This is a genomic window from Kineosporia corallincola (genome assembly GCF_018499875.1).
In the GTDB taxonomy this organism is placed as follows: Bacteria; Actinomycetota; Actinomycetes; order Actinomycetales; family Kineosporiaceae; genus Kineosporia; species Kineosporia corallincola.
On sequence record NZ_JAHBAY010000006.1, the window covers coordinates 89,415 to 101,993 of the forward strand.

11 protein-coding genes are annotated in these 12,579 nt (G+C 72.3%); 6 read left to right on the forward strand and 5 right to left on the reverse strand.

The window, feature by feature from the left end; all coding sequences use genetic code 11:
- Nucleotides 1-14: 14 nt before the first annotated feature.
- Nucleotides 15-701, reverse strand: coding sequence for a ferritin-like fold-containing protein (locus KIH74_RS15650; RefSeq protein WP_214156674.1), 687 nt, complete (start codon nucleotides 699-701; stop codon nucleotides 15-17).
- 316 nt (nucleotides 702-1,017) lie between these two features.
- On the opposite strand from KIH74_RS15650, the gene KIH74_RS15655 reads away from it, so the two are divergent.
- Nucleotides 1,018-2,820, forward strand: coding sequence for a DEAD/DEAH box helicase (locus KIH74_RS15655; protein ID WP_372492075.1), 1,803 nt, complete (start codon nucleotides 1,018-1,020; stop codon nucleotides 2,818-2,820).
- 91 nt (nucleotides 2,821-2,911) lie between these two features.
- On the opposite strand, the gene KIH74_RS15660 is transcribed toward KIH74_RS15655, so the two are convergent.
- Nucleotides 2,912-3,769, reverse strand: coding sequence for a ParA family protein (locus tag KIH74_RS15660; RefSeq protein ID WP_214156675.1), 858 nt, complete (start codon nucleotides 3,767-3,769; stop codon nucleotides 2,912-2,914).
- 288 nt (nucleotides 3,770-4,057) lie between these two features.
- Here KIH74_RS15660 and KIH74_RS15665 point away from each other — a divergent pair, with 288 nt between their 5' ends.
- From KIH74_RS15665 to KIH74_RS15675, 3 genes are all read left to right on the forward strand, one after another.
- Nucleotides 4,058-4,978, forward strand: a complete 921-nt coding sequence (locus KIH74_RS15665; RefSeq protein WP_214156676.1) for an oxygenase MpaB family protein — start codon at nucleotides 4,058-4,060, stop codon at nucleotides 4,976-4,978.
- A gap of 198 nt (nucleotides 4,979-5,176) precedes the next feature.
- Nucleotides 5,177-6,163 (forward strand): NsdA family TPR-like regulatory protein, encoded by a 987-nt coding sequence (locus KIH74_RS15670; protein WP_214156677.1) that lies wholly within the window; start codon nucleotides 5,177-5,179, stop codon nucleotides 6,161-6,163.
- 198 nt (nucleotides 6,164-6,361) lie between these two features.
- Nucleotides 6,362-6,826, forward strand: coding sequence for an SLOG cluster 4 domain-containing protein (locus KIH74_RS15675; protein ID WP_308113803.1), 465 nt, complete (start codon nucleotides 6,362-6,364; stop codon nucleotides 6,824-6,826).
- Between the two features lie 44 nt (nucleotides 6,827-6,870).
- Here KIH74_RS15675 and KIH74_RS15680 read toward each other — a convergent pair whose 3' ends face one another.
- The 3 genes from KIH74_RS15680 to KIH74_RS15690 are packed head-to-tail and all read right to left on the reverse strand — an operon-like array spanning nucleotide 6,871 to nucleotide 9,217.
- Nucleotides 6,871-7,716, reverse strand: a complete 846-nt coding sequence (locus tag KIH74_RS15680) for a RecB family exonuclease (protein WP_214156679.1) — start codon at nucleotides 7,714-7,716, stop codon at nucleotides 6,871-6,873.
- Entirely contained in the window at nucleotides 7,713-8,558 is an 846-nt protein-coding gene (locus tag KIH74_RS15685; RefSeq protein ID WP_214156680.1) for a PHP domain-containing protein, read from the reverse strand. Before KIH74_RS15685 ends, KIH74_RS15680 begins: the two co-directional genes overlap by 4 nt.
- 5 nt (nucleotides 8,559-8,563) lie before the next feature.
- The gene (locus KIH74_RS15690) at nucleotides 8,564-9,217 is read right to left on the reverse strand and encodes a DUF6758 family protein (protein WP_214156681.1); all 654 of its coding nucleotides are present in this window, start codon (nucleotides 9,215-9,217) and stop codon (nucleotides 8,564-8,566) included.
- A gap of 204 nt (nucleotides 9,218-9,421) precedes the next feature.
- Here KIH74_RS15690 and KIH74_RS15695 point away from each other — a divergent pair, with 204 nt between their 5' ends.
- Both KIH74_RS15695 and KIH74_RS15700 read left to right on the forward strand, forming a co-directional pair.
- Nucleotides 9,422-10,933, forward strand: coding sequence for an aminopeptidase P family protein (locus tag KIH74_RS15695; RefSeq protein WP_214156682.1), 1,512 nt, complete (start codon nucleotides 9,422-9,424; stop codon nucleotides 10,931-10,933).
- 501 nt (nucleotides 10,934-11,434) lie between these two features.
- Nucleotides 11,435-12,574, forward strand: a complete 1,140-nt coding sequence (locus KIH74_RS15700; protein ID WP_214156683.1) for a magnesium and cobalt transport protein CorA — start codon at nucleotides 11,435-11,437, stop codon at nucleotides 12,572-12,574.
- The last annotated feature ends 5 nt before the right edge of the window (nucleotides 12,575-12,579 follow it).

Genomic DNA, 12,579 nt, shown 5'->3' on the forward strand with positions numbered 1-12,579 from the left:
GGCGCCTTCGGCGTCTACGCGGACAGGCCCATCTCGGCCATCCGCTTGGTGTGCTGCTCGGTGATCCGGCTGAACATCGACACGATCCCGGCCAGGCCCATGCCCGGCAGCTCGCCGGTGCCGCTCAGCAACGTGGAGAAGGAGTCGCGGTCGGCCGCGACCCGCTGCCCCTGGCTGAGTGCCTCCCCCACCAGACGGCGGGCCCACAGCGCCAGCCGGCTGCCCTTGATCGGGTCCTCGCTGATCGCCTGGCGCACCTCGTGCAGCACGTACGAGGCCCGCTTGTCGGCCTCCAGCGTGCCCAGCACCAGGTCGCGGGTGCCCGGGTCGACGTAGGCGGTGATCTCCCGGTAGAAGTCCGAGGCGATCCCGTCGCCGACGTAGAACTTGACCAGTCCCTCCAGCCAGCTCGACGGCTTGGTGCGCTCGTGGAAGGCGTCCAGCGCCTCCACGAACGGCGCCATCGCCTGCTCCGGGTCGGCCCCGATCTCGACCAGCCGGGCCCGCAGCCGGTCGAAGTGCGCGTACTCGGTGGCGGCCAGGCCGGCCACCGCGGCCTTGGCGGCCAGGGTCGGGGCGAGGTCCGCATCCGTGGAAAGCCGGATGAAGGCGCTCAATTCGCCATAAGCCAGGGTGCCCAATAGGTCGATCACGGCCGCCCGGTATGCCGGATCGGTGAACCTGTCCTCCTGCTGCTCCATGATGAGGAGGGTAACGAGCCCCGGACCAGGTAGGATCACTTGGTTAGAGGTAACTGTTACACCTGTAAGTGGATGACCGGTCGCTCACACGGTCGGCTTCCGAATGCCGCAGCGCGGCCCGCCGGAGCGCCATTTCCGCCGCCCCCACCGCTGGGGCCGGCGCGATCCGGCCGCAGGCCTGCGCCCCCGAAGAGTTAGGCACTGCGTGTCCGCTTCACCGAGCGATTCCGAGAACCAGCACTCACCGGTCGAGCCCCCGGCCGTTTCGCCTCTCGACGAGGCCGCCGAGATCATCGCGGTCGACCAGGCCGGCGAGATCATCGCGGTCGTCGACAACGACGGCGACGAGGCGTCCGCCGCCCCCGGATGGGCCGAGCTGGGCACCGACCCGCGCATCGTCGAGGCCCTGACCAAGGCCGGTATGACCGCGCCCTTCCCGATCCAGGCGATGACCCTGCCGGTCGCGATCGGCGGCAACGACGTGATCGGCCAGGCCAAGACGGGTACCGGCAAGACCCTCGGCTTCGGCATCCCGCTCCTGCACCGCGTCACCGGCCCCAAGGACGAGGGCTTCGCCGAGCTGGCCAAGCCGGGCGCCCCGCAGGCCCTGGTCATCGTGCCGACCCGGGAACTGGCCGGGCAGGTCGCCGAAGACCTCAAGGTGGCCTCGAAAAACCTCAGCCTGCGCATCCTCACCGTCTACGGCGGCCGGGCCTACGAACCGCAGGTCGAGGCGCTCAAGAAGGGCATCGAGATCGTCGTCGGCACCCCCGGCCGGCTGCTCGATCTGGCCCAGCAGGGCCACCTGAGCCTGGCCCACGTGCGCACGCTGGTGCTCGACGAGGCCGACGAGATGCTCGACCTGGGCTTCCTGCCCGACGTCGAGAAGCTGATGTCGCTGACCCCCGACGGCCGCCAGACCATGCTGTTCTCGGCCACCATGCCGGGCGCCGTGGTCTCGCTGGCTCGTAAGTACATGACCCAGCCCACCCACATCCGGGCCGCCGACCCGTCCGACTCCGGCGCCACGGTGCTGGCGATCGCGCAGTTCATCTACCGCGCGCACGCGATGGACAAGGTCGAGATGCTGGCCCGGCTGCTCCAGGCCGAGGGCCGTGGGCTGTCGATCATCTTCACCCGCACCAAGCGCACGGCCGCCAAGATCGCCGACGAGCTGGCCGACCGCGGCTTCGCCGCCGCCGCCATCCACGGCGACCTCGGCCAGGGCGCCCGCGAGCAGGCCCTTCGAGCGTTCCGCAACGGCAAGATCGACGTGCTGGTCGCCACCGACGTCGCGGCCCGCGGCATCGACGTCGAGAACGTCACCCACGTGGTCAACTACGCCTGCCCGGAAGACGAGAAGACCTACCTGCACCGGATCGGCCGCACCGGCCGGGCCGGAAACACCGGTGTCGCCGTCACCTTCGTGGACTGGGACGACCTGCACCGCTGGATGATGATCGACAAGGCGCTCGACCTGGGCATCCCGGAACCGGCCGAGACCTACTCCACGTCCGACCACTTCCTCGAAGACCTGAACATCCCGGCGGGCGTCAAGGGCACGCTGCCCCGGGCCGCCCGCACCCGGGCCGGTCTGGACGCCGAGGAGCTGGAAGACCTGGGCGAGACCGGCGGTAAGCGCGGCGGTGGCACGCGGTCCGGCGGCTCCCGCCGGGACGGCGGCCGTGACGGCTCGCGCGACGGCGGCCGTGACCGTGGCCGTTCCCGTGGGCGCGGCCGGGACCGCGACGCCGGTGACGTCAGCGACGCCCCCACCGACGACGCCGCGGGCACCGAGGGGGGCGAGGAGCCGCGCGAGCCGCGTCCGGCCCGCACCCGCACCCGCCGCCGCACGCGTCGCGGGGTTCCGGTCGACGCGGCCGAGGGCGCCGAGGCCGGCAACGCCACCGAGAACGGCAGCACCTCAGAGGCCGGCAGTGCCTCCGAGGGTGCCGAGGGCAGCACCGCCACGGGCGACAACGGGAGCGCCGACTCCGCCGCCGGTGACGGTGACGGTGAGCGTCGCCGCCGCCGTCGGCGCCGTGGCGGCCGGGGCTCCGGCTCCTCCGCCGCATCCGCCGAGACCTCCTCCGAGGCATCGGTTTCCGCCGACAGCTGAGCGTGAACAGCGTCGGCCCGCACCGTTCGGTGCGGGCCGACGTGTTTTGCCTTGCGGGAGAACCGGAACCATCACCGGGAACGGGACGACGTCAAAGGGCACCCGCGCCGGCCGAGCCGCCTTCACCGGAGGCCAGCGGCGTCCTCAAGCTCGTGCGTGAACCCCGGCCGGGGGCGACCCGGCGGCCGCCGAAACGCCAGGCCCGCAACAACCCGTCGGCGATGCGGAAGTACGCGCGGGCACCCGAGGAGCTCGGCGAGGTGGCGATGATCGAGGTGCCCACGCTGGGAGCCTCGGCGAACTTGACCGAGCGCGGGATCGGGTTCAGCACCGGCACCCGGTAGCGCCGCTTCACGTCGGCGAGCACGGCGCGGGCGTGGGTGGAGCGCTTGTCGTACATCGTGGGCAGCAGACCCCGCACCCGCAGCCGCGGGTTGAGCAGGCGGTGCACGTCGGCCACGGTGTCGAGCAGCTGACCCACGCCGCGGTGGCTGAGCATCTCGCACTGGAGCGGCACGAGCACCTCGTCGGCGGCGGCCAGCGCGTTCAGCGTGAGCAGGCCCAGGCTGGGCGAGCAGTCGAGCAGCACCACGTCGTAGGTGGACAGCACGTCTTCCAGACCGCGGCGCACCACGAACTCACGCTGCGGGGCGGGCAGCAGCATGGCCTCGGCGGCGAGCAGGTCGATGGTGGAGGGCACCAGGTCCATGCCCTCGCTGGTGCGCAGCCGGGCCCGGGACAGCTCCACCTCGCCGCGGACCACGTCGGAGATCGAGTACTCGACCACCTCGGGATCGATGCCGAGGCTGAACGTGAGCGACGACTGGGGGTCCAGGTCGACCAGCAGGACGCGCAGCCCGCGCAGCACGAACGCCGCGCCGAGCGACGCCACCGTGGTGGTCTTGGCGACGCCACCCTTCTGGTTGGCGACGGCGATTACGCGGCCCATTCATCTGCTCCCGGAGACGGCGGGCCGGAAAGACCCGCTTTCAGACTATCGACTGACTGTGTCCCCTTGGGCCGTCGGTGAGCTCGACAGGCGATCAAGGGTCGAATCCGACAGGCTTGCACCATGGCAGCGAGCGCGACGGACGACAGCTGGGAACGAAGCAGTGCTCTTCTTCCCCCGGCCGGCGCTGCCCCGCGGACGATCGATCTCGAATCCGCCCGCAGGCAGCCCGGATCCGGGAACACCGCGGTGCGGAGGGCAGAGCGGGCCTGGGGACGGCGAGGTCAGGTGGAGCAACGCGAAGTGGACCAGATGGCCCGCGAGCAGTGGGACCAACTCGAGCACCCGGCCGATTCGGCCCCTTCGGGCCGGGCCGGCGGACCTGCCCCGGAGCATGAGAACGATCACGATCCGGCGCTGGACACGGACGCCGACCAGGTGGGCCGGTGGGGCCTTTTCGGACCACGCACGGTCACCTGGCGGGTGCACTCGGACCCGCTGATCGGGCTGGCCACGCTGCGGGCCCTGACCATGCAGGTGCTGCACCCGGAGGGGATGGCGAACGTCTTCGCCACGGCACGGCGGGTGGACGACCCGTGGGACCGGCTCCAGTGGGCGCAGCGGCACATCGGCGCGGTGATCTTCGGCAACAGCATCGAGGCCGCGATGACCGGCGCCCGGCTGCGCGCGGTGATGGGTCAGGTCAGCGGGTACGCCGGCAACGGCGACGACTTCCGGGGCGACGACGAGGAACTCGTGCTGTGGATGCACTGCTGTCAGGTCGCCTCGTTCGTCGAGGTCACCCGGCGCGGTGGGCTCCCCCTGAGCGACGCGGAGCACGAGACCTACATCCAGGAACAGCTGCGCACGGCCGCGGTCTGGGGCCTGGAGCCGGACCGGGTGCCGGCCACGCGCCGTGACCTGACCCGCTACTTCCGCCGGATGCGGCCGCAGCTGCGGATGACTCACGAGGCTCGCGCCTTCATCACCTCGGTGATCGCCCCGGCCCTGCCCCAGCTGCTGGCCCTGACCCAGCGCAACCGGCCGTCCTGGGCGCCCGTGGCCGGGCTGGCCTGGTCGTCGCTGCCGAACTGGGCGCGGTCGATGTACTCGTCCGTCCCCGGCGACGGGGCGGGGTCGCTGGCGCCGGCCGCCACCACGGTGGCCCTGCACTCCCTGCGCGACGAACTGCACCTGGCCCGTCACTGATCGCACCGGCGGGGCGGACGAGGACGACACACCCGAGTCGACCCGTCCGGCCCATCCGGATCGCGTGAAGTACGCACACCATCACGGAACGTCTGATTCAGCGCCCAAAACCCCGCGCCAGCCATTACCCTAAGGCTGCCCGGGCGCCCGGTTCGGGGAACTGACCCGCTCCCCGAGCCTGAATGAGGCGGTCCGCGGATGAACCGAGTGCCTGCGCCCGGCAGCCGGGGCGGTGCCGACCACGACCTGCTCGACCAGATCGCCGGTCAGGTGCGGGAGCTCGCCACCGACTACCTCACCCAACCGCCCCTGGCCCTGGTCAACCCGGTCTGGCGGCTGCGGCGCGAGGTGTTCGACCTGCTCGAGAAGCGCCAGCGCCCCAGCCTGACCGCGCCGCTCTACTCGCTGGCGGGCCGGCTCTGCGCCCTGATCGCCCACGCCAGCGCCGATCTCGGCGATCCGGTCGCGGCCGAGACCAACACCCGCACCGCCTGGCTGTGTGCCGAGCTGGCCGACGACGACTCGCTGCGCGCGTTCATCCGCTGGGTCCAGTCCAACGTGGCCTACTGGAGTGGCGACTTCCCGGGCGCCGCGCGGATCGCGAACAGCGGCCGGCGGCACGCCACCAAGGGCAGCAACCTGCTGCGCCTGGCCAGCGCCGAGGCCCGGGCCTGGGCGGCGTGCGGCGACACCCGCCAGGTGCGGCTGGCCCTCGACGTGGCCCGGGCGGCGCGTGACCGCGACACCGGCGACGACCAGCAGGCCGGGGTGTTCCGCTTCGAGCCGGCCAAGGCCGCGTACTACGCCAGCGAGGCCTGGCTGGCGCTGGGCGGCGACAACAACGCCCGGCTCGCGGCGCAGGAGGCGTCCGAGGCACTGGAGTTGCTGCACGTGGCCGTCCCGGCCCAGCGCTCCCCCGAGCTGATCGCCGCGGCCCGGCTCGACCTGTGCAACGCTCACCTGGCGCTGGCCGATCTCGACGCGGCGGCGATCGAGCTGCGCACCGTGCTGTCGCTGCCGGCCGACAACCGCACCGAGCCGATCGTCGGGCGCATCTCCAGCGCGGCCTCCACCCTCGCATCACCGGATTTCACCCGTTCAGCCCTTTCCCGGCAGCTACGTGACGAGATCGCCTTGTTCCGGGCCTATCCGGCCCGACGGGATCTGTCGGACGCCCTGGCGTAGAGCCGGCGGCCGGCCCAGGCTCTGCGAAGGGACCCGCACGTGCTGCCCTCACTCCCCAGCCCCACACCCGATCCCAGCCCCGCACCCGGCCCCGGTTCGGTGTCTGACGCTCGCGACCCAACCGCGGCGCCGCAGGGCCCGGGCGTCACCGCCGCAGACGGAACGACCCAGCGTGGTGAAGCTGGGCGTGCTGTCCAGGTGGCGGTCTGCGGCCCCCGCGACTGCACACCCGGGCAGGCCGAATCCGCTTACCGGGTCGGCGTTCTGCTGGCCCGGGCCGGGGTGGTGGTGATCTGCGGCGGCGGTGTCGGGGTGATGGCGGCCGTGGCCTCGGGCGTGCGCTCGGCCGGTGGCACGGTGGTCGGCATCCGGCCCGGCGCCGACACCGAGGGTGCCAGTCCCGACCTGTCCGTCACCATCGTCACCAACCTGGGCGAGGCGCGGAACGCCGTCATCGTCTGGAGCGCCGACGCGGTGATCGCGGTCGGCGGCTCCTGGGGCACACTCAGCGAGGTCGCACTGGCCCGCCGCCGGGGTGGGGTGCCGGTGGTGGTGCTCGACGGCTGGCGGGTGGTCGGCCCGGACGGGCAGCCGGTGGACCAGGGCATCAGCTACGTGGACACCCCGGAAGAGGCGGTGCGGCAGGCCCTGCCCGGCAGCTGATCCCCACCCGTCCAGGCTTCGCCCAGCTTCTGCCCGGTGCTTGCTCAGGCCCGGTTCAGCAGGGCGTTCCACGGTGGGCGCTCCGGCGAGGCCGCCCGCCCCTCCGGGCAGTGCCGGCGGAAGTCGCAGTAGCCGCACCAGGAGCCCGGAGCGGGCGGGAACGCGTCGTCGCCGGTGCGCCCGCGGGCGTACCCGGCATCGGCCGCTGCGGCCTCGGCACCCAGCGAATCTGCTTCCGCCAGGCGGCGTTCCAGCCCGGCCAGGTCGTAGCGGGCCACAGCCCGGGTCTGCGTGGGCAGGTGGTGCAGCTCGACCTGCACGCAGTCCCGTCGATAGGTGCGGGCGGTGCCGACGGCGTAGACGGCCAGGGCGAGACTGGCGAACGCGTCGGCCTCGTCCGGCACGTGGCGTCCGGTCTTGTAGTCCACCACCACCAGCTCGTCGTCGCGCAGGTCGATCAGGTCCACCCGGCCGGACAACGACAACCGCGCCGTCCGCGCCTGGACCGTGCGCTCCACGCCCGGCGGTTCGGCCATCGGATCGGTGTCGGAGCCGAACAGGTAGTCCTGAACCCAGCCGACAGCCCGGCGACCGGCCTCGGCGGACTGGTCACGGTCCTGGAAACCATCACTCAGCCAGCGCTTTCGCACCAGCTGATAGGCCGTCTCCGGGGTGCGCCGGGCCACCGGCGTGGCCCACCAGTCGGCCAGGGCCGAGTGCACCGCGGCGCCGATGCTGTTGTGCGCCCAGGGCGGTCCCTTCGGCGGCTGCGGCCGGTCCAGGTAGGTGAACCGGTAACGACGCCGGCAGTCCCGCCAGCCGGCCAGCCGGGTGGGGGTGCAGGAGTAGAGCGGTTCCGGCATCCCGATCAGCTCGAGCTGGTCGTTCACCCGCGCACCACCCGCTCTGGCGTACCCATCGCGATGATCTTCTCCAGAACCTCGGGGGCCGTGGTGTTCTCGCCGATCCGGTTGACCTTGCCGGTGCCGTGGTAGTCGCTGGAACCGGTCATCAGCAGGCCCAGGTCGGCGGCCAGCCCGCGCAGCCGCGCCCGGTCGGCCTCGGCGTGGTCCCGGTGGTCCACCTCCAGCCCGGCCAGGCCCGCCTCCGCCAGCGCGGCGATGTCCGCGTCGGCCACCAGGCGCCCGCGTTTCCCGGCCCGGGGGTGGGCCATCACCGGCACCCCGCCGGCGGCCAGCACCAGCCGCACGATCAGCGACGCCTCGGGTGCGTGATAAGGCAGGTAGTAGGGCGAGCGGCCGTGCAGCACGGTGGCGAAGGCCTCGTCGCGGTCGGCCACCGCACCGGCCTCGACCAGCGCGTCGGCGATGTGCGGGCGGCCGACCGCGACCCCCGGCTCGCACTGGCGCACCACGTCGTCCCAGCTGATGTCGAAGTCCTCGGCCAGCTTGCCGACCATGCGCTGGGCCCGGGTGAGCCGGTCGGTCTTGGTCTGCTCCTGCTCGGCCAGCAGCGCCGGGTCGTCCGGGTCGTGCAGGTAGGCCAGCATGTGCACGCCGGTGCCGCGGACCTGGCAGGAGATCTCGTCGCCGGGCACCAGGGTCAGCCCGAGCTCGCGGGCGGCCCGGGCGGCGGCCGGCACCCCCGAGGTCGTGTCGTGGTCGGTCAGTGCGACGACGTCGAGCCCGGCGGCGGCCGCGGCGGCCATCACCCCGGCCGGTGCGTCGGTTCCGTCCGAGGCGTTGGAGTGGGCATGCAGGTCGATTCGCACGCAGGTCAGCGTAGGCGGGGAGTCAGCGGACCGCAGGGCAGATCGGGCTCGGTCTCCACGTTCCTGGCGTCCACCAGGGAGAACCGGTTGAGCAGGACGAGCGCGGCGGAGCTCGGCCAGGCCAGCACCCAGAGCCAGACGCCCGACGCCTCGCCCACGTAGGCCAGGCCGCCGTCGACCGGGACCGACCAGAGCGGCACCTCGTGCTCGTCGGCGTGCAGCTTGATCTCGGCCGGGTCGTGCGCGGCCTTCTCGGCCAGCAGCGGCCCGGGATCCACCCCGTCCAGGCCGGCCAGGTGCGCCCCCAGCCCGATGCCGGGCTGCTCGGCCACGAAGATCAGGTCGACCGTCGGCTCCTCGTCGACCACCTCGGGCATCGGGTGCGGCCCGGACACCGCGACCACGCAGGCCACCGTGCCGCCGGCACCCGCCCCTGCCCATTGCAGGCCGGTCACCTGCCAGCCCTCCGGCAGCGGTCTGGGCATCCAGACCGGCACCAGCGAGTCCAGGGCGACCTGGCGGAGCAGTTTCTGCGTGGGCACCTGCGCCGGGCCGACCGGGACGATCTCACCGTGCAGCTCGCAGGTCCAGGCGGGCGCGTGGTCTCCCGGCTCCCGGGCCACCGCGCCACAGCGCGGGCAGGTACGCAGAAGGGTCACGTACCGACGGTTCCGCTCCTGGGGACGCAGGTCAAGCCGCCGCGCGTGCGGTGCCGTGATCGGCGTGCCGGCCCCGCAGGCCGGCGGCCCCGCGACGGATCGCGCCGGGCAGACCCGACCTGGACGGCCCAGCGGCCGGGGACGTCCCCGGCATGCGCCGAATCCCGCCTGCCCCTGAGCGTCCTCACGCGGCACAATGTGCACATGAGCGAGAACGAACCCGTCGTGCAGGGCCCCGAAGGCGAGTCGGCGAAGCCGCAGGAGGTCGAGCACCGGGAGCGGCCGAGCTCGCCGGCCTTCCGCGCGTTCATCGCGTCCGGCTGGGCGCCGCGGCCGGCCGGCCTCCCGGCCCGGCTGCCCTCCGCCCCCTACGCCGCTGAGCGCCGGGCCCGTCTGACCGCCGAGCTGCCGGGCGAGCGCCTGGTGCTGCCGGCCGGGGTGTTCCGGGTGCGCAGCAACGACACCGACCACCGTTTCCGCCCGCACTCCGCGTTCGCCCACCTGACCGGCCTGGGCACCGACCGCGAGCCGGACGCCGCCCTGGTGCTGGAGCCGGGTGAGAACGGGTTCGACGCCGTCCTCTACATCCAGCCGCGCGCCGAGCGCGACACCGAGCAGTTCTATGCCGACCCGCGCTACGGCGAGCTCTGGGTGGGTGTGCGCCCCAGCCTGGAGGAGGTCGCGGCGGAGACCGGCCTGACCTGCCGCCCGCTCGCCGATCTGAGGGCCGCCGTCACCAAGGACGCCGGTGCGGTCGGGGTCCGCATCGTTCGTGACGCCGACCCGGCGCTCGACGCGGCCCTCGACGACGCCCGCCTGGCCGCCGGGACCGACCTCGAGGAGGCGCTCGCCGCCGACCACGAGCTGGCCCGCGTGGTGTCCGAACTGCGGCTGGTGAAAGACGATTTCGAGATCGGCGAGATGCGCCGCGCGGTCGACGTCACCGCCCGCGGATTCGCCGACATCGTCCGCGCTCTGCCCGAGGCCGTGCAGGCCGTACGGGGCGAGCGCGTGGTCGAGACGGTGTTCGAGAGCCGCGCCCGGCGCGAGGGCAACGGCGTCGGCTACGACACCATCGCCGCCTCCGGCCCGCACGCCTGCACCCTGCACTGGATCCGCAACGACGGCCCGGTGCGCCCGGACGACCTGGTGCTGGTGGACGCCGGGGTCGAGGTGGACACGCTGTACACCGCCGACGTCACCCGCACCCTGCCGGTCTCCGGCAGGTTCAGCGAGCCGCAGCGCCGGGTGTACCAGGCCGTGCTCGACGCCGCCGACGCCGCGTTCGCCGTGGCGAGGCCGGGGGTGAAGTTCCGTGAGGTGCACGCCGCCGCGATGAAGGTGATCGCCGCGACCCTGGCCGAGTGGGAGCTGATCCCGGCCACCGCGGAGGAGTCGCTGGCGAAGGACGGCCAGTTCCACCGCCGCTGGATGGTGCACGGCACCAGCCACCACCTCGGCATCGACGTGCACGACTGCGCCCAGGCCCGCAAGGAGATGTACCTGGACGCCGAGCTGCGGCCGGGCATGGTGTTCACCATCGAGCCCGGTCTCTACTTCGGCCCGCACGACCTGCTCGCCCCCGAGGAGCTGCGCGGCATCGGCGTCCGCATCGAAGACGACGTGCTGGTCACCGAGGACGGCGTGGAGAACCTCTCGGCCGGTCTGCCCCGCCGCCCGGACGAGATCGAGGCCTGGATGGCGTCACTGCGCTGACCGCCTCGCAGCCTGTCACAGCCGGTCACAGCCCGTCCCCGCACCCCTACGAGAGGTGAATCGGGGGCGGGCTGTAACGCTTTGGCCGGGCCGGGCGATGTACTTCTCGGCGCGAGCCCGACCAATGGCGGTCACAGCGTGTGTTCACGTGAGCAAGGTCAATCCGTTACCGGCTCTTACGGTGAATGTCCAGGGATCGGCCGGTGTTGTCGCTACCGAGCGGTTAGCATGAGCCGGGCCCGAACGCTGTTCCAGCCCGCCCGTACGGCTGATCAACGAGCGTGGCCACCAGGCCGATGCAGGTCGACGAATGGTCCCCGGATGAGGGAGGTGAGATCGGTGCCGTCCAGAGATGACACCCCTGCCAGTACCGACTCCCCCGCGGATCACGAGCTCCGCGCCGTCCCGTTCCGGGCCAGCGGAGCTTTCTGAGGGTTGCGCCCGATCTGACGTGCGCCACCCGCCGCGGGGCTGCCTTTTTTCTCGGAGGTGACCCCCAACATGGCTCGTACCAACCGCACCGGCCTCGCCCGGTCCCTGGCTCTTCCCCGGACGCAGCTGCGTAACGTCTACCCGGCGCTGCGCTACGGCCCTCTCGACGTGCTCAAGCAGCGCCTCGACACCGAGACCGACAACACCGCCGGTCTTCTCGAGGCCGCCGTGGACTGGGGGCTCTACCGCGACGGCCACCGCATGCCGTCCACCGACTTCCACCACGCTGTCGAAACCGCGCGCGAAGGAGCCGGTTTCGTCTGGCTCGGCCTGCACGAGCCGTCGCCGGAGCAGCTGGAGCAGCTCGGCGAGGTGTTCTCGCTGCACCCCCTGGCCCTGGAAGACGCGGCCAGCGCCCGGCAGCGGCCCAAGCTGGAGCGCCACGAGAACGACATGTTCCTGGCCATGCGCACTCTCGCCTACGTCGACTCGGTCGACCGCGACGCCGGTGGCGACGTGGTCGAGACCGGCGCCGTGATGGTGTTCGTCGGCGAGTGGTTCGTGATCACCGTGCGGCACGGCAAGCACACCGCCCTGGCCAGTCTGCGGCGCCGGATGGAAGAAGACACCGAGCAGCTCTCCGGCGGCCCGTCGGCGGTGCTGCACGCGGTGGCCGACAAGGTGGTCGACGACTACCTGGCCGTGGTCGACTCGGTGCAGCAAGACCTGGAAGAGATCGAGAGCACGGTGTTCGCCCCGCGCGGCAACACCGACATCGAGCGCATCTACCAGCTCAAGCGCGACGTCATCGAGATGAAGCGCACGGTGCAGCCCCTCACCGGGCCGTTGCGCGAGCTGTCCGAGCGGCCCCGGCGGCTGATCCACGCCGAGATCCGCGAGTACTTCCGCGACGTCTCCGACCACCTCTCCAGGGTGCACGAGCAGGTCGCGGGTTTCGACGAGCTGCTCACCTCGATCCTCCAGGCCGGTCTGGCCCGGGTCTCGATCGCCGAGAACGAGGACATGCGCAAGATCTCGGCCTGGGTCGCGATCGCCGCGGTGCCCACGATGATCGCCGGCATCTACGGCATGAACTTCGATCACATGTGGGAACTGCGCCAGCCCTGGGGCTATCCGGCCGTGCTCTGCCTGATGGCGACCATCTGCGCCGGTCTCTTCCGGGGCTTCAAGCGCAACGGCTGGCTGTAGTTTTC